The following is a 23,092-nucleotide window of genomic DNA, read 5'->3' as shown; positions in this document are numbered from 1 at the left end:
TCTGAGAAGGTCCCGTAAATGGCTGTTTTCTGCCATTTTTGTCTGGTATTATGCCTCGCGTGATGTCGAGGCATTTCACCAAATCTCACCCATATGATGGATGAAGTGATGGTAGGCTCCGACATGCCGATACGGAGATACCATCATGACGTACGGGAAGCGGCAGAAATCCGGGCTTACAGCGGCATGGGTGTCGCGCGCGAAATCCAAAGACAAGCCCTACAAACTGAGCGACCGCGATGGTTTATACCTGCTGGTTGAGCCAGCCGGTGGTCGCGTATGGCGCATGAATTACCGCATTTACGGCAAGCAGAAAACCATAACTTTTGGGCGTTGGCCGGAACTCCTGCTGGGTGAAGCGCGCGAGCGCTTACTTGATGCGCGTCGGCTGTTGGCCAAAGGTGTTGATCCTGTAGAGCAGGCCAAGCTGGACAAGATTGCGCGAACACTCGCAGCTGCTCATACCTTTGAGGCGGTGGCCGCGGAATGGCTTGATAAAATCATTGCCGAGGGCGCAGCGGCGATGACGGTTAAAAAGGCCCGGTGGCTGTTGGCGAAGCTTTATCCCGCCATAGGGCGCCGTCCGATCCGAGAAATTACGGCCCATGAACTGCTTCTGGCATTGAAGAAAATCGAAGCAACCAAGCGTTACGATACCGCCAATCGAGCGCGCACCGCTGCGAGTCAGATTTTCAGATATGCCATCGCCACGGCGCGCACTGAACGAGATATTGCCTCAGATCTGCGCGGAGCGTTGGCGACGCCTAAAACAACTCATCGTGCGGCAATCACTACCCCGATGGAGGCAGGAGCCTTGCTGCGGTCCATTGATGATTACGATGGGCATCCTCTTACCGGGACTGCTTTGCGGTTGCTGGCTCACGTCTTCGTGCGGCCCGGAGAATTGCGTTGGGCTGAATTCAGTGAGTTTGATCTGGAGAGGCGGGTATGGACGATCCCGGGCCATAAGATGAAAATGCGTCGCCCGCATGCCGTTCCATTGTCCCGGCAGGTGATTGCCATACTGGCAGAGATCGAGCACGATTCGGGTTATAGTCCTTTCCTGTTTCCCTCCCTTCGGGCGCTTGATCGACCTATGTCCGACAACACGATCAACGCGGCTTTGCGTCGACTGGGCTATGCCAAGGATCAGATGACGGGCCATGGATTTCGAGCAATGGCGGCAACGTTGCTCAACGAAATGGGGTGCTGGAATCCCGATGCGATAGAGCGTCAGTTAGCCCATGCCGACGGCAATTCAATCCGGCGCGCCTATGCTCGCGGGCAGTATTGGGAAGAGCGTGTAAGGATGATGCAGCACTGGTCGGATTATCTCGACCAATTACGTGTCGGCGCAAAGATATTGCGGCCCCAATTTGGACACAGTGGATCGTAGGCTTAGGGGCATCGAATGGGTTTCCTCTGGCGAGTGAGTGTCGCTGATTGAGGGGTGAATCGATACGTCCCTTTCGGGGCGCTGGTCGAGCCGAGCAGCCTTTCATTCAGGCTGTCCGGCGGCAGTTGCGTCTGACGATCCGGAACTGAGAGGACTCACGCGGCGCGTTAGATTCTCAGGTTTCGCAGTATCTCGATGCTGATCAATCGAATTCCGCGGAACCAGCAATGGATATTCTCTAATCGGGAAGCCGAGTGCACCATAGTCAGTGAAACATCCTTGATAGCCGATCAGGTGGAATGTCATTTGATGCAGTAGAACCTCGACGCGCAAAATTTTGTCGAAAAGCGGTTGCATCTGTGTTGGAGCAGGTTTGGCCAGATCCTTCAGCTTGGGATGGACATGCCGGTTTCTGAGATCCGACCAAGCATCGATATAATCCTTCTCCACCAGCCCTTTCAGAGCAAGGGCGTGGAGAATGTCCTGGGGTCGCTTGGTGCCCATCGTGCCGATCAAACCCTTGGCACGTTTCGCAATGGAGGCCGGCAATTCGGTCTGGGCTTCAAGCCAAGAGCGGATGCTTGTCTGAAACTCCTTGACCTCTTTATCCTGAGTTCCGTCACCCTCAATCTTGATGAGGCTCGCAACAGCTTCGACTGCGACGCAGAGCCCAACGGCTCTGGCATTGATCGAATTTGCGGTTGCTTCATAGGCACCGTGGAGGTGATAAGCGACCGGATTCCAGTGCGTACCTTGTGTTTTAGACGTAACATAGGTGAGGAACGCAGAGAAGAGGCACCAGCCATACTCCATGTATTTCAACGATACGCTGGAAATTGGTGTTGAAAATTGGGTGCGTGGTGATTTGCGCCACGGAGAAGCAAGCTCAAGGTGAAGCTCTTGATCATGGCTTTGTAGCCTTGCCCGCCAGAAAGCTGGCCTAGCGATAATAAATTGGAGTGCTTCCTGGACGCGCAGATCAAACGAGGCAGGCAGGGGATCGTCTGAGGCTATCTCCACAGTCGTTTCGCCATGGGTGTGCTTGCGAATTTCGAATGCAGCTCCGTCAACATTGAATTCAGCGCGATCGCGGTTGTAATTGATCGCCCCATGATCCTCTATCTTACTCATCAAGGTGCAGGGGATGTCGAACTCCTCGAAGAAATGAAGGTTGAGGACGTGCTGGCGCTGGGGCATCGTCAGATGGGCAATGATCGATTGCAGGCTTCCTTCGATCAGAACAATGTCATCGTTGGCTCCCCAGTGGATTCTGGGGAGCATACGTGTTCCAGTCCAGTCTGTCCCATCATAGGCCGTCGCCTTGAGCAGATAGTATGCGTCGTCCGGGATCATTTTTCCCGGCGCTTTAGCCATTTGTGCGGCTATATGCTGCATCGGCGCACCATTATGAGACGTCACATAGATCTTGAATGCGAGTGAGCCATCGTCCGTTTGGCGAATGTAACCGTTGCCCTCAAAGTGCTCTCCATCGGCCTTCTCCTGGATGAGCGTCATCCGATAGCAGTCGATCTCGAGATCCCCCTTGCGAAAGGTTTCGATAGCTTCGTTTGGGATTAACATTATTATTAATACCTTGATCCGGTACGTTGAGGAAATTAGCAGAAACAACACTATTATTGTACATTAATTCAGTCAATTTTAACTGTTTCGGGGTTGCCGGAGGGTTTCTATCGATGAATTGACCGGAGGCGCTGGAACCAGCAGAAGCTGTCCAGAACCGGTCGCAAATGGCTGGTCTCGATTGAAGCGGATGGTACGAAACCGCCCGCCCCGGAATGGTCGATTGGCTGCGGTTCCTTCCTCACGCCCCGATCTCCGCGCAAGTGGCCCCCGTGCTCCTTCCATAGAGCCGGAGCAAAGTAGCAGCATCTGCAGTCATCCGACACAGTAGGTTTCATTGACACTACGGAGAACCTGCGGTAGAGATGGAGTTATAACTTTCACCGAGGGCACGAGCATGAGAAACGATAGCCGGGAATTTTCGGGGCGGTTTCAAATAAGAATAAGTTCAGAATTGCACAAGAAACTGTTCGATTTATCGAACGGAATGAACTGTTCTATGAATGATATTTTAGAATTGTCGGCAGATTATGCCTTAAGTAGAGCAGATTTTTTGAATTATTTAGACGATTATATTCATGGTTCAATTATAATTATTGAGAATAATTCTCCTGTTGCTCACCTGGTAAGGAGAAATATTATTTCATTCTCTTATGTTGAGCAGAGAATAATATCGATAGAAATAAAAATAAAGCGCGGAAGTGTTTGGCGGCAGGCGAAAGTGTCAGCTGATTTGGATCAGAACCCGAAACTTCTCGACCGGTTTAATGAATGGTCAATCCCCCATTGAAGCGTCTCTACACAGCGTTCGACTATATCAGTTTGAGCGATAGGTTCAGGCACTCAAATTTTTGACCGTTCCAGTTGTAATAGGGCATTCACTTTCGACTACGTGAACGACGGCTTTGTCCTAGGCCTAGGTATTCCAGCGCGCTGCGATGGCTGTGAACTAATGACAGGTTCAGGCGCCCCGATCGGGGGACATGAACGCCGAGTTTGGGACGGTTCAGGCATCTGATCGTTGAAGTGCCTGATTTTGTGATTGAACTGGTTCGAAAGATGCTTCTTTCAACTGACATTGTATGTTGCTGGTCAGCCTCACTGCTTTGCACGAATGAGGACGTGAGGGCCGTAGGGGCTACGGTGCGCATAGCGGCATCTAAGACTATTTGGTGGATAAGGCCCAAAAACTAGGCGCCTAGATCTGGGATTTCCAAGAATATACCGGACGAAAGGGTGCACACAGATGGGCCCCCCATGTTTGATGGGCTGCATAATTTTTGATGTTATAACCTCTATTTACGGCATGGTCTCAGTCTGTACGGTTCTGTAACGGTGGAGAGGGGGCGTGGCCCCGGAACGCAACAATGATTGATCTTGACACGAGTTTGACCTGCGATCGCGAGACCATCCGGGTTTGCAACATTAATCTTGAGAAAGTGGGCAAGGTTCGGGAGATTAAAAAGCGCCCTGCTAATCGGCGTCGTCAAAGAATTTTTAGATTTAATGAGCGCGAATGTAGTGTGGAAAGCTCTTGATTCAGCAGACGCTGCCTTATTGCGGTTGCGAAATTCCCCATCCACCAAGCCAGGCGCAATATGGTGCGGTTTTGGATTTCTACGGTGAATGTTGCGAAACGCCCTATCAGGCCAACACGATGCTCAGCGCGAGAGATTACGCAAGCGTGGTTGCGGGCAGCTTTGCCTTCTCAGCCCATCGCCAATTCTTCCTCTGGCAATGCCCGGTAGCCTTCATCCTCTCCGATCGAGACCTACGCGCCAAGGTTCGGGCGTGGAATATTTCGAAGCGGGAGGATCACGTTTCTACAAGCATCATCAACCGCAACCCCCACAAGCTGGATACCCGCAAAAACCTCAAAATTCTTGAGTTTTTGGCTTCCAACCGATTGAAATCATTAGGTCGAAATTTTCAGTATTGGGGTTTTTGCGGGTCTCCAGCTTGTAGTGAATTTGCCCAATGGCTGATCGATGACATGCGTGGTTCGGGAAGCTTGATCTTTGGGTGAGGCAAGAAGCGCGCCATGTGGATTATTGCCGATCTCGGTGCGACCGCGATCACTTGGCAGATCTAGAAATCAGTTCCGCCTCGATCTTCTTCGGCAGTTCAGCCAGCGCGCCGCTGATTCGGTCTCTGTAGCAGGGGAGCGCTTGCCGAAGCGCTGCGCAAAATCGTCGATCACCTCTCCATAGATCAACATATGGTAGGTAGAAGGCGTGAAGAACGTCGCCGCCGACGCTACCCTCGATCTTCGAACCACCGGTCGTGACGCCCAAGATCTGGAGCGTGTAAGCCTCGAGCGCGGCTGCTGCGATTTTCGCCGACGGGATTGCCGACGCTGCATTCTCGTCCGCCGCAATCGAGTCGATGATCTCATCGCTGAGTTCAAACTCTGCAGCGGACATCCGGGCGAGTTCGAAGCTGATCGCTCGGAAAGTAGGCTGCAGGCGTGAGACAAGCAGTCTCATCTGCTTCCTGTCCTTCGCGATTCGCAATCGGCTAACGTTGTCCCTCACAGCGCTAAGGTAGCGAAACACCATTGCGCTGGCTGCGCTTATCCAACTGGGCAAAGTTCCCATCGGCCCCCATCGCTCAAAATACATGTCTACGAACGCGGACGGCGCTAAAATTCCAGAGAGCATGCGCTGGCTAGCCTCTACTGACGATATTTCGCCTCGCAGGAAGGGCGCCACCGAGGCCAGTACAGTCTCGGTTGGGAGGCCGACTTCCTCCGCGATCTTCGGCGCTAAGGTTACAAGCTCGGCGCCCCAGTCGACAGTCTCTAATATCTCCTCGGCACGCTGGCGCATCGTTAGTTCCGGAAGGCTCATCGCCAGAGACTGCAGCGCTTCGGCATGCATGCTCGCCCTTAGATCGTGCAGCGTGTCCGTCAGAGACGGGAACCATAGACGATCATCTGAAGGGATTTCGACGTTCGGAGCGCTGGCTATGAGGCCGGATTGATAGGCGCTGCGCGCGACCTCCATGGCGGCTAGCCTAGTTGTGTGGGGCATTGCGTGGACACCGCAGAGTTGTTCAGCAGCTTCCGCCTTCCTGAGTGTCGTTTCGCGATGGGCCGGATCATACTGTAACAGTTCGCTCATGATCGGCAGCGTCACAGGGAATACTACATCGCCGGCCAGCTTCCGGGCCTTGAGATCGTTGAAGAGCCTTTCGTGCTGCGCATCTCCCTTGCCGCGAAGGACGTCGCCGAAGCGCGACAGGTCCTGAGTGTCGAGGTAGACGATCAGCGGACGTTTCAACGCACTGGTCCTTGGCTGCGCCCAAAGGCGACACGGATGCCGGTCATGCTCGCCACCCGTTGTTCGCGTAGATCGCGTCGTAGCTCTGCGCTTCGACGCAGTTGATTCCTATGTTCTCAAGGAAGAAGTGTCGCCCCTCCTGCGTGACGTCGTCGGGATCGTGGATGTAGACGTACCATGCTGGCTTCCGTCGATCCGGGAATTTGGCAAAGTAGCGGGCTCTTTCGATGAGCAGCCAGCGCAGGAAGACCTCATTCTCACGAAGTCCGAGGCCGAAGATCAGAAGTGGCTTGTTGAACACGAGGTGCACCCACGTGCGCCGCCCTGCCCATTGTTCGCTATCCTTTGCCTCGAATAGCCGACTTCCCCCCCGATGCAGCCAACTACGCGTGTGTTGGACCGAACCCATATATTGTGTCAGCCCGAGGCGGATGCTGCGCGCATAGTTTGCCATCCCGTTTATGTGCCAAATTCCGAAGCCGTCGCAGGGGTTCTCGAACAGCTCGACCCCGTATCTGCTATCCCATGGATACCAGTCAGTGAAGCCCTTAACCTTCGGCCGCATCAGTTTGGCGCCTGCAGCTTCGCTCAATACCTGATCGAAATTCGTGGTGAGGATTGGCACAGCGTGCCGCTTGGACCAGTCCACGATTTGCTGGTGATGCGGAAGCGGTTGCCAGTCACGCATCAACTCGCAGAACTCCTTTCCAAGCTCCCCGCTCCGCCCGCGCGCATTCAACTCGATGATGTCGAATATCTCGGTCGCCGATGCCCCGATCGGCATCCTGTCGATATCAATTCCGTGCCGATGTGCGAGATCAAGCAGCAGGACGTCCCAAGAGTTTACTCGTTGCGGGCCGTATCGATGTATGCCGTTGCCTATCACCAGCGCCAGATTTTCATGTTTCTCCTGCAGAATATCAGTAAGTGCCATGGCGTCCATCTCCCCGCATCGCGATTACACTGCAGCATCGACGGTTGATAGTTGGTGTGAACAAATTTGAGCCAATATCTGGCGGTGGCAAGATGGACCATGCCGAGGAAATTGACCTCTTGGTGCCTCTAGGAAGGATCTGATTGGCGCATCAATCTTCCAGGCCGGGAATCCAACTTCTACCTGCCGTACTGAGAATATGTCGCAAACAAGGATCGTCACCTTGTATTTTGCGACATTGGCTTCCCAAACCTTTCGTATTCGCGCTGCTCACGCCCGATCTCGCTTATAATTCTTTAGCGGTCTCCGCTTTCCCTCGGGCATCGACAGATCGGATCGGACGAAGAAACTAGCATCGTGATAGCTGAACAGATGCGGTGGAAAGCGCATTAGCCCGATGGATTGGGCGAGCTGCTCAGGCGTTAGCACCTTGGTGGTCAGTGATCGGACAGGCGTAGCGCGTGCCTGCGCCTCGACCGTCCTGATCAACTTGAAGTCCATCGTCAGAAAACAGAACAGGCCATGCTTTTCGGCTGTATGGATATGCCAAGCGTCTTGGCTGTTTTTAATTCCTAGACATTGGACCAGCGCGTCGAACAGCTTGTCCGAGCGGTGCTGGAGGATGCGTGCTCGCTGCTGGTCCTCGGCAGACGGCAGGTTCATGTAAGACGGCCCCATCGTCGGAAACACATGCCCATCAATGCTCTCGATCTGGAGATCGCCAAATAGGTTGTAATCGAAATAGCCATAGCCGTGATAGCGTCCCGATGGCTGGCGGAATTGTTCGTCCTTGAGTTCCGCTGAAGTGTAGATGGTAACCAGGCCCATCCGCATCAGGTGCGCTAAACCAGGCAGAAAGCAGACATTCTGATACTCGCGGGAGGCAGGATCAGTTGGATGGACGGGGATACGCGCGGAATAGCCGGTGCCTATCTCGAGGGGGCCCCAATTGCTCGTTCCTGTCGATACCCAGCCTGTCTCATGTGTGACGGCATGGTGGAGGACGGTGTTGTCGACTAGGATACGCAGCTTTCCATGGGCCCTAATCCAAGCCTTGGCGCGGTTTGTCGACTTGTCGAGAAGCCAATCGACGATACGTGGGGCATATTTGAACCGGAGATGTTCCTTGAAATTGTGCCATCGCTGCGCCCGCGTCTTCATGTCATCTGAAAATCCCTATCCCTTTTTTATTATCTACCACGACGCGGTCAGTGATTCAATTGAACTGCTCTGTCACTCCCTTTTTGTTGAAGCTTTCGGCGGCTCGTGCACTGTCCCGAATTTCCAATGCAATCAAACGACGCCCCTCATCTACGAGCCATTCATAATACGATCGGTCTGTCGGGACAGTGCCATGCTGATGTAGACTCCAATAGACATAGAACTGGTCCCGGATCGCCTGGCGTTGTTCAGGTTGATAGGTATCGATCTTGCTAAGCCCGAGAAGGGCGGCCTTGGCATCCGAGACATGGTGCCAATAGGCTCCTGCAGCTTCTGCCCAAAGAGTATTCATGCGCACAGCGCGGCGAATAGCTTCCCTGTCCAGTCTGTGGGCCAGATGTGCTTCTGGGGCGCCGATTAGACTCTTGAGGACTTCCGGAGGGAAGGCATCCGGGCCAGTGCCGGGTAAGATTTTAGCTGCTTCGGTTAGGATTGCGCGGCAATCTTGGCAAATTTCCAGTGCCTGGTGCGCTCCGAAGATTCGCTCATAGTCGCCGACCTTGCTCCTGCGTTGGATGCTGTGCGCGTTGCATTCGTCGCTGTAGGTGTGGATGCGATGGATATTGCCCGTCCATCCTCCCTTGTTATTTTTACGTAACACCTCGAACTTTCTTCGCTCGCAGGTTTGACAGATCCAGTCCTCGCTGGCCATGGTCCAGAGATCCGGCCTTCTTCTGTTGTTGGAGGCCTCAAGGTCTGCGCGTGTCGGCGTGACCACCCTGCTGGGACGGGGCGCTTTTGTAGAACTGGCGTTGCCGTCGGTACGCCGTGATCGATTGGACAGGTCGCAGGCAAGACTGAGCGAGCGTAGCTGCGGTCCACCCGCTTTACTTACTAGATCCGACAGCATCATCAGTTCGCGTCGGACATCCCGGATGATTATGCCTGCGTGGTGGTGTTCTTTCTCATGCTTGCCTCTGGCGATGCGGCTTGCCATCCTGCCAGCGAAATCGAGCCTATCCGCAAAGTCGGCGCGCAACTCCTCCCAGAGCGCTTCGGCCTTTTCGACGAGAACCTTGTGGGGTCTGTTCGGCAGGGGCTCGATGAAACTCGCGATCTCGTCGGGGGAAAAGCTGAAGCTGCGTTCCATAGTGGGGATGCCAGCCTTGGCTTTTGCATCGGCCTGATTGCAGTCAGCGCAGATGATGGTGGGCGTGAACCGCTCACACAGGCTCATGACTGAGAGTCGAGCCGCAGCGCGTCTGGACATCTCTTCACCGCTCTCTTTGCCGCGGTTCGCCTTGACCAACGTCTCGACGTGGTCGCGCAGATGATCGTGATGTTCGTCGAGTTGGCAGAGTAGCACACCCTGCGGTGTCATTCGGGCGATCGACGGCTTGTCGCGGCGGCATACTGGACAGGTCCAGATCGTCGAGGTCTCTGCCCAATTGTCGTTGAGATCGAGCATCCTTGAGCCGAAATGCTGAAGCAACGCGCGGGTCTGGTGGCTCCATTGGCCGTCGAGCATGCGTGTCAGATGGTGGCGGGCTACCTCGTCGTCGTCCATCTCCGCGAAGTTCGGAAGCTCGATTATCACCACCATTCTGAATGCTCCAGTTTCGCTTGCACATGAGATTTTTCATGTCGTGCGGAACAGGGCAAGCTTGCCGAGGCGTTTGTCCTCAGTCAGGGATGGTGGAATTGGGTGTCCTAGCTCGCTTGCCGGGGCAGGGGCCTCACGGCTAGCGGAGCTTTGTTAGAGCGATGACGAGTGCAATGAGGGGGCCGACGACCGTGGCGATGGCCGGCAGGCGGTAATGCGGCTTTTTGGGATCGCACCGCACCACCCAGATAATCCCCACACAACTGAGCAGGATAAACATGCTGGCTACGCCCACAGCCAAGATGATCTGCGCGACAGGGTTCATTGTACTACACTTCCGAGCAGTGGGCTCCACATGCGGTAAGTCAGAGTCCTGATGTCGATGCCGATGTAGCTGATCGGCGTTGCGTCACCGATTTCGCGAGAGAAAATCTCCCATTCGCCGTCCTCGTTCCGGCCGATCAGGGTGGATCCTTGGACATCGAGATAGCCAGGCGGCCTGAGTTCGATCTCGGCAATGGCTTCGAAATAGTCCAAATGGCGATTGAATTTTCGGATCGCCTCCACGCTGTCCCAGGAAAAGACCAAGTCCTTTTCCTTCTGAGAAAGCTGACTTTTCTTCCTGTTCCGGAACTGATAAGCGATCGCCTGATCCCAGTCCAGTTCCACCCAGGCGCCATAGTTGTCGCGGTGGACAAGCAGGTTTGCGTGTTCAGGAATGATTTCGGAGCGCCCGTAAGTCACGGTCGAACAGCCCTTCTCGATGATTTCTCGCCTGATCTGGGATGCCTCGACAATCCTCCCAAGATTATGGATGTCGATGGCGCGCTCGGCCATCCAATCAACGGCATCGTGAAAGCGTGAGGCAAGCTGCGCCATGGCTTTCACTCCTATACCGAAATGGTGTAACTCATTGAGAATACCCGCTAGCGTTGCTTCGCAGTAGGTGAATTTACGGTGGCTTCCTCGGCCTGTACCGCCCTCTGCTGCGCGCAGCACGCCTTCACGCATCCAGTAATTGAGTGTGGAGTCGTCAAGGCCGGTGATCTCGGCGATCTGCTGCCTCGAGAACAGGTTGGTTGGATAGGCATCATGCATAGACGCAATCATACGCAAAGATTGCGTCTAGATAAACGCAAAAATTGCGTATGATTATAGAGCGCTCAAGCGTGGGCCCCGTAGTCATACAGCAACGGCTCTCAATGGCGACCACATTGCCTGATAGCGGCCTAGCTGGCCACCCAAACGGATTTGAAATTGACAAGCGGTTGTCGACCTCGATCTTGAAGGACCGCTTATGAAGAAAACTGTCATTCGCAAAAGTGCTTGTGAACGCCGGCTAGATCCCTCGGATCCCCGTCAGCCTTCGACAACAGTCGACTAGGTTCAGTCGTTCGCGCCTACATTGTTTTATGCCGTCAGCAACTTTCCATGATCGAATGGCACATGTGCGTACTCCAACTCGCGAGCAAGCAGCGTCTTCCAACTGCCACTCGCATCGAAGGGAATGTATGCGATCCCATCAAAGTCTGATGGTCTTTCGACATCATCTTTCATGAGTGCGGCAACATTGGCTGGGCCGAGCTTGCCAAGAAAGAATCCAAGCTCAAGCACAACATTTTGCCGTGCTCTCGGCTTCATTTGGGTCGCACCAGCAAGCCCGCCTTCGTCATCTGGCGTCATCAGGACTACTGCAAAAGCAGCCCCACTCGACTCTTCCTGAAATTTGGTGAGCAGGTGCCGCCCGCCGTTGGGGCGCATATGAAGAATGATCGGCTCCAGACCGACAGTGCGCAGGAATAGGGATACTTCGTTCTTTGTTGCATCATCTCGTCCATGGACAACAAACACCTTAGTGCTGATTTCAGTCACAAGTGAATCCTTCGAGTCATTATTTTCTAATATTATCAATTCTTTCGGTTCGCCCGCCGCATTTCCTAGCGCTGAGCCATTGCTTGACGGAAAACGGATGGAGATGTCAGGTGAACTGCCGCGCTCGACCGCCGCTACGCCTTTACCAGTGATCTTGGCCATGCCGGCCTCAAATCCCTCATTTCCAGAGAGTTCTTTCCAGTCGATCAGCCCTACATCCGAAAGCTGCTGACACACCCCACCGATGATGCGCAACTCAACCGGATGGGGTGCGAGAAGCGTCTCGGAAATCGGCACCCATCCACCATTACTATGCCGCAGACTGTGAAACTGCCGTAGCAATACGCCTCTGATTTCATCGTCTTCGATTAACATATTCGTTTCGCCCTCCGTCAGGTAGTTATTGCTGCTCGAGGTCGACCCGCACATCGAATTGGCCGTGACGCGATGCCGAAGTCTCAAGGCTTGCTCAAACGCATACTCGATTTAGATTATCATGGATGTCTAAACTGCGACATCCCTACATACGAGGCGGATTCTTGTCGCTCGCACAGCTGGCTCCACGAATGACCGATATTGGCATATCTGGACGATCGCGGTCGTGGCGCTGACCGGCAGCAATATCCCAGTGCTCATCTTTCCGCAGCGTTGTAGCCGACGTGAATATAGGACCGGTTTCGATGCCCCGACCCTGGGCGCTTAATGTCGCCTTTGGCGGCGGCAACGCCCACCATCCAGCACTGGCAGGTCGCGATCCAGGCTGTGTAAAAACGCGATTGGCAAATCTGTGCTTGGGTACCGTTGGCTTTGAGGACGGCGAACCTTGGTGGTTTGCACGCAGCCTCAGCTTGCGATGGCTTTCAGGATTGCCTTGCTTCCCATGATATTGAGCACTCGGGTCAGGTTATAGGCCAGAACGTGGAGCGCCATTTCGGTTGTAACACGCGGCTTGGTTTTCGTGAGGAAGTGGGTGGAGCCTATCCGGGCTTTGAGGGTACCAAAGGGATGCTCGACCGTCTGGCGTCGTATGCGCATGGCGTCGGGATTGGCGTCGAGCCGTTCCTGCATGGCTTCGAGGACGGTCTCATGCTTCCATCGGGTGACGCGCCGTTCCTTGCCCGGTGTGCATTGAACCTTGATCGGACATTTCGGGCAAGCGCTCGTCCAGTATCGGCTTACCGTCAGACCCGCTTCCACATTGGTGTAGCGATAGGTCAGCATGTCGCCGGCCGGACAGCAATAGACATCCTGCTCTGGCAGGTAGATGAAGTCAGCTTTTCCGAACCGCCCTTTCGCCTTGGCATGGGAGGTCATCGGTTTCGGCAAGGTCACGGTGATGCCTGCCTGTTCGTTGGCCAGTATCTCTTCGCCGGAGAAGTAGCCGCGATCGGCCACCACATCGAGCCGCTCTACGTCCAAAACTGCTTTCGCCTTCTTCGCCATGCCGCTCAACTGCGCCCGGTCGGTGCCTATATTCGTGACCTCGTGTGCGACAATGAGATGGTGCTCGGTATCGACAGCGGCCTGCACATTATAGCCCACAACGCCCGTTCCGCGTCCGCTGCTCGACATTGATCGCGCGTCAGAATCGGTCAGCGATATCTGGCGGTCTGGTGACGCCAGCATCTGCGCCTCCAGTCCATTGAGGCGCTCCATCACCTGCTCGAGCCTCGTGATTTTCTCCTTGAGCCTGTCCGTCTTGGCCACCAGCACATCCGTCGGCTCCTGCCGGTCGGCAGTATCCAGCTGGGCCAGATAGTGAGCAACGCTCTCCTCGATCTGTTGACGTCGGCGCTCCAGCTTGGCTTTGGTGAAGTTGCGATCCCGGTTGTTCACGGCCTTGAACTTGCTGCCGTCGATGGCGATGCTTGCACCCGCCAGCAGTCCCATTTGGCGACACAACAGGACGAAGCGCCCGCAGACCTGCCGGATCGCTTCGCCATTATCGCGGCGAAAGTCAGCAATCGTCTTGTGGTCGGGCACGAGCCGCCCGATCAACCACATAAGTTCGACGTTCCGGTCGGCCTCACGCTCCAGGTGGCCGCTCGACTGGACCCGGTTCAGATAGCCATAGATGTAGAGCTTAAGCAAAACCGAGGGATGATAAGAAGGGCGCCCCGTCGCAGCAGGCTCAACACCAGCAAAACCAAGCTTCCCAAGATCAAGCGTATCGACAAAGGCTTCGACCGCCCGAACCGGATTATCCTCTCCGATCCAGTCATCAACACACGGCGGGAAAAGTGTCGTTTGGCTACGATCCGCACCGGTGATGAAGCGCCCCATATGACCCTCCAGACTGTCTGGCCATCATACCATTTCTAACGCGTTTTCACACAGTCTGGACCAAAATGCGTCGTTACGGTTGGGTGCTTGGAATGACGGCTTATGCCAACACCTGCCGTTCTTTGCCACATAAACCTTTCGGTCGAAGCCGCCGTCCAAGGCCCCTTTCCTGACCGTCAAAAGCGTCCATTCGTTCAATCTGGACTTTGGAGCTGAAACCTCTGCCGAAAGAGGTGCTATTCAATTTTTACACCAGAGTCCGATTAGCCGAAATTATTAATATCAACAGTTTCGATGTTCCAAAATGGAAATTTGTATGCTTAGTGTCTTGCTGATCTTACACATCCAAGGATGGTAGAATAGCTGTTGTGCCCCTTACACTAACGCCTATCGATCATGAAGACCTTTGCCACGGGTGGCGCTGGGAGATTGCCGATGAGACGGACCTTGCCCGCAAGGTCGCGATGGTGGCACTCGGTCAATATCGGCATGTTGCCCAGATCTTGGCTGGCGTCGACAAAAAGCCAATGCCAACGAGAAGCGAGGCCGCTGCCGCTGCTATCGAACGTCTGACTGTCCCTGCAGGCCAGGATGCATGGCATCGAGACGGATGGGTGTTCCAGACGATATCCTGGATTGCCGCCCTACGAAGTGAAGTGGGGGTGGTTGCAAGGGCGCCGCACGCTATTCCGGCCCACAAAGGGTTCGACGGCATGCAGTTGAGATTGGACACCAAGGGGAAGTCGGTCACGGCAATCGTTATCTTCGAGGATAAGGCGACGGACTCACCTCGGGCGACGGTGCGGGAGGACGTGTGGGGCGGGGTTAAAGCGCTCGAGAGAGGTGAGCGAATGCCAGAGCTTATTCAGGAGACCACGACCATCCTAGAGGCGCAGCAGCGGCACTTTCCCGATCTCGAAGTGGATGAAGCGATCGAAACCATTCTTTGGGATGAGGTTCGTCATTACCGAGTGAGCATCTCCACCAGCGACACACATGCAAAGGATAAGGCCCGCAAACGCTTGTTCAGGGGCTTCGATTTGGTTGCACCTGGTGACCCCAAGCGACGCCGAGCCGATACTATGCATTTCGACGATCTGCGGAGTTGGATGAATACCTTCTGCGCCCAGGCGCGGGCAGAACTCAAGGCATGGGGTGACGATGTTTGATCCGGTCACTGTCGAGCTGATTGCGAGTGCACCGCCGCTTGATGAGCTCGATCTCAATGATTTGCCGCAGCAATTTACAAATGCCTATGCAGAAATCGTCGCTGCACGTGTGCGCATGCGTGGTCTTACGAACATGGCATCTCGGACTGAGGCGCTGGTCGAGTTGATCGATGAGATGCGGCGTCTTGCTGCTGCTCAGGAGGCATTCGTCGCGACTGATCCGGCGCGCGATAGCCGCGCCGCTGCGGCTTTTGTTGCGGGGACCGCCCATCAGCTCTGCCTTATGGCTGAGATCGTTGGCACCGCAACGTCGCTCGATGATGCGGATGATCTGGATAGCGAAGACGAGATGGATGAAGATCCCATCTCCCCTCGAGTGCACGCGAGCGCTGGCGGTGAGGCGGAGGTGCCGGATGAGGCAATTCCTCGGGCCACCTTCATTGACGCCGTTCGCGTGGCCCCAGAAATCTCGGCTACCCTCCTATTTCTTATCGCCGATGCTCAGCCCGATGCCGCCGAAATGGCGAAACGGATTCGAGTGTCTGAGGGCAACACGGGCGAAGCTCAGCTGGTCAGGGGCATCGCCGACCTAGCGAAGGGGCGTCTCAGTGGATTGCTTGTCACGCCAGTGACGGCTTATGATCCTCCTGCCGATATTTCGCCTGCCGGGCTCGCGACAGATGCTCTTTTGCGACGGCTTCACGCAGGTGTCGGCGCCCTAGCCACCGAGATACTCGCTCCGCCGGCCGAACTTGCAAAGGCATCGGAGGCACAGGCGATATTCCGCGAGGTGAAAGAGCTTGCATTGATGCGGCTTGATGCGGTTTTCGGCGAGGATGGGGCCGTCGCGGTTAGCGTTTTCCCTGGTCCTCTTCACCTTGCCAATCTGCTGCTTGCAGTTTCACGGGATCTGATCGAAGCAGGTGTCGCGCGGATTAAAGCGCCCGCCGGTGTCGCCGAGGATGCCTGGTGGCGGATTGTACGCGGTGCGGCACGCAAACGACCCTACCTGTGGCGAAATCATCGAGATGCGATTGAGCAAGGCTATCTGACGCCGGGTGTATCGTCGGCGGTGAGCTTCCCGACAGGCGGGGGCAAATCTACGCTCGCAGAACTCAAGATCGCTTCTGCGCTTCTTCAAGAGAAAAAAGTGGTCTTCCTGGCGCCAACGCTCGCGCTGGTTGACCAGACCGCCTTTGCACTGAGAAAGGCATTTTATGATTATGAGGTGATCGGCGATCTCGATGACGAGGCAGCCTTCTCCGACACGATCTCGCTTCCGGAGATTATCGTCACCACGCCTGAGCGATGCCTGATGCTGCTCTCCATTCAGGCTGAGGCTTTTACCGATGTTGGGCTTATCGTCTTTGACGAATGCCATCTTATACACCCTCGCGATGCCGATCGAAGCCGTCGCGGGGTTGATGCAATGCTTTGCATTCTCAATCTGACCCAGGTTGCGCCCGAAGCCGACCTTCTTCTGATTTCGGCTATGATGAGCAATGCAACGGAGCTTGCTGGGTGGCTCGAGGCGCTCACAGGACGTGCTGCTCTATCGCTGGATCTGGCCTGGAAACCAACACGTCAAGCCCGCGGATGCGTAACGTACTCTTCAACACGGATCGGGGAACTCAAAGACTTCCTCCGCGAAGCCCGTCGCACGCATAAAACTAAGGATGCCCCCGTAGCGGTGAGGTCTCAACTCACGGCTCGGCCGTTTGCCTTTTTCTGCCTGCGTCAAACCTGGGCGACAATTGATCGAAGCGATTACGCTCTCATGCCGCTGCTGGATGAGGAAATTGGCTTCAACACCGGGACAAGCCAATCCCTCAGCTGGTATCTGACGCCGAATGGCAACAGAGTGGCCACCGAAATTGCCGCTGCGGCTGCAGGCGACAAGCTCAAAACACTCATCTTCGTACAATCGACCGTTGCTGCCGAGGGAGCGGTAAAGGTTTTTCGCCAGTTACTCCCTGACCGGCGTGTCGTTATGACCGACGATGAGTCCGCGATGTACAAGCGTATCGTGGAGGAGATGGGCGGGCCGCAGTATTGCTATGTCAGCGTTGATAGCGAAGGGCGCGTCCTGGGAGGTGCTACGAGTCATCATGCTCAGCTTCTCAAGGATGAGCGCGATCTGCACAAATCCTTGTTTGAGCGCCGAGACGGGCTCGACGCTTTGTTCGCAACATCCACCGTAGCGCAGGGGATGAACCTCCCCAGTGACATCGTGCTGATCGCAGGAGACAGCCGCTGGGATAACGCGGTCGATAGGATGCAGCAACTCGAAGCTCACGAGTTGCTGAATGCTGCTGGCCGCGCGGGCCGGGCTGGCGAAAGCGGCCAAGGCTTTGTGCTGATCGTCCCCAGTAAAGTGGTAGATTTTGACGATAGCGCAAGCAGGATCGACGACCATTGGATGTCGCTGCAGGGGATATTTGCCCAGTCGGACCAGTGCCTCAAGATCGATGATCCGCTCACAGGTTTACTTGACCACATCCATGACGGTGTGGGCATTGGCGCGAACGAAAAGTACCTTCTCGCACGGCTTCCGACGGGTTCCGAAGAGGACATTGACGGCCCGGCCCGGACGATGCTTAGCCGTTCGTTTGCTGCCTATCGTAAACGCAGCGAGGACAGAGCCGCGTGGATCGAAAGCCGTATCACCGCTGCCCTGACCCTTCGTTCCGAGCAGGCCCCTCAAGAGGATGCTTCTTGGCTCGCCCAAGTTGCATCTGCGACTGGCCTCTCAATCGAGATCCTCTCCAGTTTGGCTGCCTGGATCGATGAAGGTAGATTCGGCGGCGATACCATGACCTGTATCGCGGTGCTGTTCATCTGGCTCGAGAAAAATCCTGAATATGTGCTCCAGTTGCTCAGGCCAGGTGATGTTGAAGGCTTATTCGGCAAAATTTACAAAGAATTGGCTAGCCCAGTAGCGCAGGCCCAACATGCATTACCGGTGCTGCGAGCGCTTACTGAACAGTGGATGGCTGGTAAGCCATTGTGCGACCTAGAGCGGGCAGCCGGGACGGATCCCCGGAAGCTGAAGACCTGCGAGGTCGCTCGGCATTTTGTGGTTCGGGTCGTATCGGATATCGCGTTCGTAGCGGGTCTGCCTGGGCGAATCCTTGCGGCGAGGCCAGCCACAGAAATGACTGAACCAGTTTCTCTGGTCATTGCAACTCTGCCGGGTGCGGTGCGCCGGGGGTGTAACAGCCCTGAGGCATTGGCAAATGCTGTCTGCCTTGGAGCTACTAAGTCAAGAGTGGCAGCTCGCAATGAGTTCATCAGCGTCCGGACGCACCTGCAAAATGGCGCGATAGATGAACCGTTTGATGCTACGATCGACCGTGTCGCCAAGGCGCACCTCTTGGCGGGGCTTGGTGATCTGACCAAAGGCGATGACGATGACGGTGAGGATGAAGGGGCAGAGCGTTATCTAGAGGAGCACGAGTGTGGCCTTTGTAATGGAACGGGTAACGGTTCCGGCATCAGTCCATATTCGGGTGAAGCCATGCGCTGCCACGGGTGCGAGGGTGAAGGTAAGATACGCTATTGGGTTTCTCGGTAGCCCGGCCCAGATGCTCGCCGTTGAAGTTGATGCTACTTTATTCTAGCGATGAACATTCGGCTCGGAGCTCATGGGCGGGGCGCGCTGTGGCCTCTCAATGCCGAATGACCGTGGCAGACAGCGCCATTTACCTGCTGTAGCGTTCACATGCGGATTGCGGGAAGACCGCTGGCATACCACGCTCCAGGTAGATATCCCGCCGAAGCCACTGGGTCTCCGCATCCAGGTCAGGCTGAGAAATGGTTTTCCACCAAAAGCGCATTGTCGCGTCCCACCTGTAGCCTTTAGCTTTGAGGCTGTCCTTGGCGTCAAACGGTGCATCGACTGCATTGATTCGAAAGGTCGGTTGTTCCGAAGCTGCCCGCAGTTTTGCGAGGATAGTTTCACCATCCTGTGAGGTGTGAGCCAACAGGTAGATCAGGGCGAGGACGTCATTTTCCGCACGATGACCTTCGTAGAACCACCCGCATTGTGAAACCAGATGTCCTAGAGCCCGACCATCAAAACCCAAACCGAGCCAGTCTAGCTCGGCCATTGAGCAGGCCCAAGGTTTGCCGCCGATTGCCGGTAGGCGTCGATCAACGAAGGGGCGGTCGAAGGCTGCGTTATGAGCGATAATGATATCAGCTGATTTGAGGATTTCCACGGCAGCGTTCACATCAATTGACTGGCCAAGCACGTCCTGTGCCGTGAGGCCGGTCAACTGCGTGATGTGTGGATCGATCGGAATGCTCGGGTCTTCACGCCACAAACGAGCCTTCCCGATCTGGGTGACTCGTCCAAGTGCATCGAATCGAAAGCGTTGAACAGCCAGTTCGATGATCCGATCAGCTTCGTGATCCAGGCCGGTGGTTTCAACGTCAACGGCAACTCCGACACGCGTTTCGCCCTCAGTTGGCCCGTTATAGAGCCAGTCGACATGACGCAGGCGGCGCAGCACCTTGTAGTCAGGATGCGCATCCAAAAAATCAGCGGCTTGCTCGAGCGCAGTGAATGAGGGAACCCTATCACCTTGTTTCGACATACGGCAACCTTAGCCTAAACGAGCGGCCCTTGCACTAGCATCCATTTCCATTGATTCATAGGGTTGGCCCCCAACGCTTGCTGGCGTTGGCTGACTGAACCGCCCCGGGTTTGCCGGAGGCTGTTTGGTTTAAGTTAGGCAGCCATGGAGATGTCGTCCAGCATGGCGTAATAGAGTTCTTCGGCCTCGGCAGGCGGGACGTTGCTGATGGGCTCGAGCAGGCGGCGGTGGTTGAACCAGTCCACCCATTCGAGCGTGGCAAATTCGACGGCTTGGAAGGATCGCCATGGCCCGCGCCGGTGGATCACCTCGGCCTTATAGAGGCCGTTGATGGTCTCGGCCAAAGCATTGTCATAGCTGTCACCCACGCTGCCGACCGAAGGCTCGATCCCCGCCTCTGCCAAGCGCTCGGAATAGCGAATAGACACGTATTGCGATCCGCGGTCGCTGTGGTGAATGAGGCCACCACGATGCACCGGGCGGCGTTCGTGGATGGCTTGTTCCAGCGCATCCAGCACGAAGCCGGCATGAGCGGTGCGACTGACCCGCCAGCCCACGATATAGCGGGCATAGACGTCGATCACGAAGGCCACGTAGACGAAGCCTGCCCATGTCGCGACATAAGTGAAGTCGGACACCCAGAGCATCTTGGGCGCCGGGGCATGGAACTGCCGGTTGACGTGATCGAGCGGGCATGGCGCTGCCTTGTTGCTGACCGTCGTGCGCACGGGCTTGTCCCGGATCACGCCCTGCAGGCCCAGATCACGCATCAGGCGCGCAATGGTGCAGCGGGCAACAGCAAAACCCTCGCGGTTCATCTGCCGCCAGACCTTTCGCACGCCATAAACCCCAAAGTTCTCGGCAAAGACGCGCGTCACCTCAGGCTTGAGACGCTGATCCTCCCGAGCCCGGTCCGACAGCAATTCCGGATTGCTTCGTTGTGCAACGCCCGCCCGATAGGAGGATGGGGCAATCGGCAGAACCCTGCAGATCGGCTCGCCCCCATACTCATCGCGATGTGCATCGATGAAGGCGGTCATCGTTTGAACGGGCGGTCGAGCTCCGCCTGGGCAAAATACGCCGACGCCTTCCGCAGGATCTCGTTGGCCTGGCGCAGCTCACGGTTCTCGCGCTCAAGCGCCTTCAGGCGATCTGCCATCTCGGTTGGCACACCGGCCCGCTTGCCGCTGTCGACCTCGGCCTTCTTGACCCATCCAAACAAGGTTTGGGGGACGCAGCCGATCTTCTCCGCGATCGAGACGATGGCAGTCCAGCGAGAAGGATGGTCGCCTTCGTGATCCAGCACCATGCGCACCGCACGGGCGCGGACCTCAGGCGCAAACTTGTTCGTCGTTTTGCTCATATCGGCTCCACTTTCTCAGAAGTTGGAGCCTCCGGCAAACTCGGTGCGGTTCACCATTGCAGCACAGCTCACTCGTGACAATAGCGTATACGAAGCGCCACCTGCGTTTCGTATACGCTGCATTCCGAAAATGAATTGTAGCGAATGTCGATTTTTGGCACAGACCAGTTGCGCGTCTAAGAACAGACCTTTCGGAGACCCCGTGATTGAAACTGCCCCAACCACTGCTGGTCGCGCTTTCTTTGTGGCCCTTATGGAATGGGGCGGGTTCCGTTTGGCCATTGCTTGCGCTGTTCTAGGCGCAGTCGGTATCTTCGTCGTTGCCGACAAAGCAGTGCCTGCTCAAGCTGCCGTCGGCATCCTCGTCATTTTGCTTGCCATGATCTGGATCCTTTACGAAGCGTTGAGGAGCACGATGGCTCGGTGCAATGCACTTCAGAGCGAGGTCGAAACCGTCAGGGGCGAGATTGTTTCACCCGTTCCCAAGGTGCTCAAAGCTCTGGCAAATGGGGAGCTTACGATCGTTTCGCTGCTACTCGAACCTCATCCGTTGTTTGGTCAATCTATGGCCGTTTCCATCTACTTCGATGATCCAAGCGGTTTTGAATATCTTATTGGCCATGGCGGCGTGCTCAACGTGCAAGCAAATGGCAAAATCAACATTCGGGTCACTGACTGGATCGATGGCTACGAGCATATTAGGACCAGCATCATGGCCAACGAAGCGGAAAATTTGCGGCGCGTACTGATAAGGCCGGGCGGCGCAGCGCAGACACCACAATCCGTCTGCACGATGCCATTCACCCCTGAGATTTTCGATCTTCTTTTGACCCGAGGCGGCCATGGACCAAGTTTCTGACCCTTACGCAAAACTGCCGCGAGTTATCGGACACATCGATCACTTAGGCGAAGTTATGCAGAACGAACTCTTGAAGGATTCCGAACGAGTCCTGATCAACGCAGGCTCAACCAACGGGATAACGGTCGGGCAAAGAGTGGTGGTCTTCGGAGTTGGCCCCGAAATTGTTGATCCTGTCACTCAGGAAAGCCTAGGACGCTTCGAGGTAGTACGGGGAATCGGAAAGATTGCTTCGGTCATGGATCGCATGGCAGTTGTCGAATGCACTGACATACAGCAAGATCGAAAAGTCGTGAAGGGATCGTCCCTCTTGAGCCCGCGATCAATGTTTAGCGAACCCGATGTCGAGACAATCACCATAAGGCTTCCGTTTCAGAGCGTAGCCTTGGGTGATCTTATCCGGAAGGTCTAAGCCTTAGCGCTAATCTGTTCCCGTTTCGATCTCTTCTTGCAATTTCTCCCGTGAGGGTGGGCTCTGATGCTCAAAGGGAACCATTCCAATGCCGCAATGAGTTTTCCCTAGACGGCTTCTCTTGGCTTGAGAGCGAAGCGTCAGGTTTGCACGAAACCCGTCATCCACTGTCGTGAACAGAAAAGGGCGGCTTTGTCTCATTTCTTGCCAGCCGGGGCGCATCGCCCGCGTCTCAATGTGGGCAAGTCACAACGCGCGCAATTCAGGCTGGTAACATCTGGCCTCACGGCGCTTACCCCAGTTCGGCCCTGCCATCCACCACAGTGATGATGTCTTCCAAGTCATGGCTCCCGAGGGGGTCGTTCTGACCTCTCCCGGCATAAGCCTCCAGTTTGGTGGCCAGAAAGAGGGGGGATGTGAGAAGCTAGATGACGCGCCCGCTCGGAAGGGCACATTCTATCGCCGTAGATATGCCTTCTTTATACCAGCGGTTGCTGAACCCCAAAATGTTCGGATCGTCGGGCATAAAATGGGCCTTGAGGTTCCCAAGCCAGACTCACGAGTTTGAGCAATATAACGA

At 55.5% G+C, this 23,092-nt stretch carries 17 protein-coding genes, 1 pseudogene and 1 other annotated feature; of the genes and pseudogenes, 8 read left to right on the top strand and 10 right to left on the bottom strand.

Translation table 11 applies throughout. The features are described 5' to 3' along the window. The first annotated feature begins 145 nt into the window (after positions 1 to 145). A complete protein-coding gene (locus GGR38_RS16150) occupies positions 146 to 1,396 on the top strand; it encodes a tyrosine-type recombinase/integrase (protein WP_183627210.1) in 1,251 nt (416 codons plus the stop codon). A gap of 102 nt (positions 1,397 to 1,498) precedes the next feature. On the opposite strand, the gene GGR38_RS16145 is transcribed toward GGR38_RS16150, so the two are convergent. Further along, the gene (locus tag GGR38_RS16145) at positions 1,499 to 2,977 is read right to left on the bottom strand and encodes a hypothetical protein (protein WP_183627209.1); all 1,479 of its coding nucleotides are present in this window, start codon (positions 2,975 to 2,977) and stop codon (positions 1,499 to 1,501) included. A gap of 397 nt (positions 2,978 to 3,374) precedes the next feature. On the opposite strand from GGR38_RS16145, the pseudogene GGR38_RS24635 reads away from it, so the two are divergent. The 3 genes and pseudogenes from GGR38_RS24635 to GGR38_RS16135 all read left to right on the top strand — a co-directional run. After that, a pseudogene (locus tag GGR38_RS24635) lies at positions 3,375 to 3,437 on the top strand (toxin-antitoxin system HicB family antitoxin); the annotation flags it as partial. Positions 3,438 to 3,476: 39 nt separating this feature from the next. After that, the gene (locus GGR38_RS16140; RefSeq protein WP_246404785.1) at positions 3,477 to 3,767 is read left to right on the top strand and encodes a hypothetical protein; all 291 of its coding nucleotides are present in this window, start codon (positions 3,477 to 3,479) and stop codon (positions 3,765 to 3,767) included. 744 nt (positions 3,768 to 4,511) lie between these two features. Further along, positions 4,512 to 5,003, top strand: a complete 492-nt coding sequence (locus tag GGR38_RS16135; protein WP_183627207.1) for a hypothetical protein — start codon at positions 4,512 to 4,514, stop codon at positions 5,001 to 5,003. 49 nt (positions 5,004 to 5,052) lie between these two features. Here GGR38_RS16135 and GGR38_RS16130 read toward each other — a convergent pair whose 3' ends face one another. The 7 genes from GGR38_RS16130 to GGR38_RS16100 form a co-directional block, all read right to left on the bottom strand. Further along, positions 5,053 to 6,258 (bottom strand): hypothetical protein, encoded by a 1,206-nt coding sequence (locus tag GGR38_RS16130; RefSeq protein WP_183627206.1) that lies wholly within the window; start codon positions 6,256 to 6,258, stop codon positions 5,053 to 5,055. Between the two features lie 43 nt (positions 6,259 to 6,301). Next, complete coding sequence (locus GGR38_RS16125) at positions 6,302 to 7,192, bottom strand: SIR2 family protein (protein WP_221227133.1); 891 nt, start codon at positions 7,190 to 7,192, stop codon at positions 6,302 to 6,304. A gap of 270 nt (positions 7,193 to 7,462) precedes the next feature. Then, positions 7,463 to 8,353: a hypothetical protein gene (locus GGR38_RS16120; protein WP_183627205.1), complete on the bottom strand. Its 891-nt coding sequence runs from the start codon at positions 8,351 to 8,353 to the stop codon at positions 7,463 to 7,465. 55 nt (positions 8,354 to 8,408) lie between these two features. Further along, the gene (locus GGR38_RS16115) at positions 8,409 to 9,956 is read right to left on the bottom strand and encodes a hypothetical protein (RefSeq protein ID WP_183627204.1); all 1,548 of its coding nucleotides are present in this window, start codon (positions 9,954 to 9,956) and stop codon (positions 8,409 to 8,411) included. A gap of 321 nt (positions 9,957 to 10,277) precedes the next feature. Beyond that, positions 10,278 to 11,054: a MerR family transcriptional regulator gene (locus GGR38_RS16110; protein WP_183627203.1), complete on the bottom strand. Its 777-nt coding sequence runs from the start codon at positions 11,052 to 11,054 to the stop codon at positions 10,278 to 10,280. Between the two features lie 312 nt (positions 11,055 to 11,366). Beyond that, positions 11,367 to 12,203 carry a TIR domain-containing protein gene (locus GGR38_RS16105; RefSeq protein WP_246404782.1) on the bottom strand — a complete coding sequence of 279 codons (837 nt, stop codon included), beginning with the start codon at positions 12,201 to 12,203 and terminating at the stop codon, positions 11,367 to 11,369. A gap of 468 nt (positions 12,204 to 12,671) precedes the next feature. Beyond that, on the bottom strand, positions 12,672 to 14,111 hold the full coding sequence (locus GGR38_RS16100) for an IS1182 family transposase (protein ID WP_183627202.1): 1,440 nt from the start codon (positions 14,109 to 14,111) through the stop codon (positions 12,672 to 12,674). 368 nt (positions 14,112 to 14,479) lie between these two features. Here GGR38_RS16100 and GGR38_RS16095 point away from each other — a divergent pair, with 368 nt between their 5' ends. Together GGR38_RS16095 and GGR38_RS16090 are read left to right on the top strand one after the other, a co-directional pair. Beyond that, on the top strand, positions 14,480 to 15,280 hold the full coding sequence (locus GGR38_RS16095; protein ID WP_183627201.1) for a hypothetical protein: 801 nt from the start codon (positions 14,480 to 14,482) through the stop codon (positions 15,278 to 15,280). Then, on the top strand, positions 15,273 to 18,854 hold the full coding sequence (locus tag GGR38_RS16090) for a DEAD/DEAH box helicase (RefSeq protein ID WP_246404779.1): 3,582 nt from the start codon (positions 15,273 to 15,275) through the stop codon (positions 18,852 to 18,854). The genes GGR38_RS16095 and GGR38_RS16090 overlap by 8 nt, the downstream gene beginning before the upstream one ends. Before the next feature lie 127 nt (positions 18,855 to 18,981). Here the strand turns inward: GGR38_RS16090 and GGR38_RS16085 are convergent, their stop codons facing one another. Both GGR38_RS16085 and GGR38_RS16080 read right to left on the bottom strand, forming a co-directional pair. After that, a complete protein-coding gene (locus GGR38_RS16085; RefSeq protein WP_183627200.1) occupies positions 18,982 to 19,878 on the bottom strand; it encodes a 3'-5' exonuclease in 897 nt (298 codons plus the stop codon). Between the two features lie 134 nt (positions 19,879 to 20,012). After that, a protein-coding gene (locus GGR38_RS16080; protein WP_183627199.1) for an IS3 family transposase occupies positions 20,013 to 21,241 on the bottom strand; the annotation gives its coding sequence in 2 pieces (ribosomal slippage) (positions 20,013 to 20,953 and positions 20,953 to 21,241; 1,230 coding nt in all). Further along, positions 20,844 to 20,960 (bottom strand) — a sequence feature (AL1L pseudoknot). Its footprint overlaps the gene before it by 117 nt. A 202-nt stretch (positions 21,242 to 21,443) precedes the next feature. On the opposite strand from GGR38_RS16080, the gene GGR38_RS16075 reads away from it, so the two are divergent. Continuing rightward, on the top strand, positions 21,444 to 22,100 hold the full coding sequence (locus GGR38_RS16075; protein WP_183627198.1) for a hypothetical protein: 657 nt from the start codon (positions 21,444 to 21,446) through the stop codon (positions 22,098 to 22,100). After that, on the top strand, positions 22,084 to 22,512 hold the full coding sequence (locus GGR38_RS16070) for a hypothetical protein (RefSeq protein WP_183627197.1): 429 nt from the start codon (positions 22,084 to 22,086) through the stop codon (positions 22,510 to 22,512). The genes GGR38_RS16075 and GGR38_RS16070 overlap by 17 nt, the downstream gene beginning before the upstream one ends. Positions 22,513 to 23,092 lie beyond the last annotated feature (580 nt).

It is taken from the genome of Novosphingobium sediminicola (assembly GCF_014196525.1).
GTDB lineage: Bacteria > Pseudomonadota > Alphaproteobacteria > Sphingomonadales > Sphingomonadaceae > Novosphingobium > Novosphingobium sediminicola.
This window is presented reverse-complemented; position numbering and strand designations above follow the sequence as displayed.

Coding starts and splice junctions, on each gene's coding strand:
- GGR38_RS16150 (WP_183627210.1), top strand. CDS start 146: ATGACGTACGGGAAGCGGCAGAAATCCGGGCTTACAGCGGCATGGGTG.
- GGR38_RS16110 (WP_183627203.1), bottom strand. CDS start 11,054: ATGCATGATGCCTATCCAACCAACCTGTTCTCGAGGCAGCAGATCGCC.
- GGR38_RS16125 (WP_221227133.1), bottom strand. CDS start 7,192: ATGGCACTTACTGATATTCTGCAGGAGAAACATGAAAATCTGGCGCTG.
- GGR38_RS16105 (WP_246404782.1), bottom strand. CDS start 12,203: ATGTTAATCGAAGACGATGAAATCAGAGGCGTATTGCTACGGCAGTTT.
- GGR38_RS16140 (WP_246404785.1), top strand. CDS start 3,477: ATGAATGATATTTTAGAATTGTCGGCAGATTATGCCTTAAGTAGAGCA.
- GGR38_RS16100 (WP_183627202.1), bottom strand. CDS start 14,111: ATGGGGCGCTTCATCACCGGTGCGGATCGTAGCCAAACGACACTTTTC.
- GGR38_RS16070 (WP_183627197.1), top strand. CDS start 22,084: ATGGACCAAGTTTCTGACCCTTACGCAAAACTGCCGCGAGTTATCGGA.
- GGR38_RS16120 (WP_183627205.1), bottom strand. CDS start 8,353: ATGAAGACGCGGGCGCAGCGATGGCACAATTTCAAGGAACATCTCCGG.
- GGR38_RS16085 (WP_183627200.1), bottom strand. CDS start 19,878: ATGTCGAAACAAGGTGATAGGGTTCCCTCATTCACTGCGCTCGAGCAA.
- GGR38_RS16115 (WP_183627204.1), bottom strand. CDS start 9,956: ATGGTGGTGATAATCGAGCTTCCGAACTTCGCGGAGATGGACGACGAC.
- GGR38_RS16090 (WP_246404779.1), top strand. CDS start 15,273: ATGTTTGATCCGGTCACTGTCGAGCTGATTGCGAGTGCACCGCCGCTT.
- GGR38_RS16145 (WP_183627209.1), bottom strand. CDS start 2,977: ATGTTAATCCCAAACGAAGCTATCGAAACCTTTCGCAAGGGGGATCTC.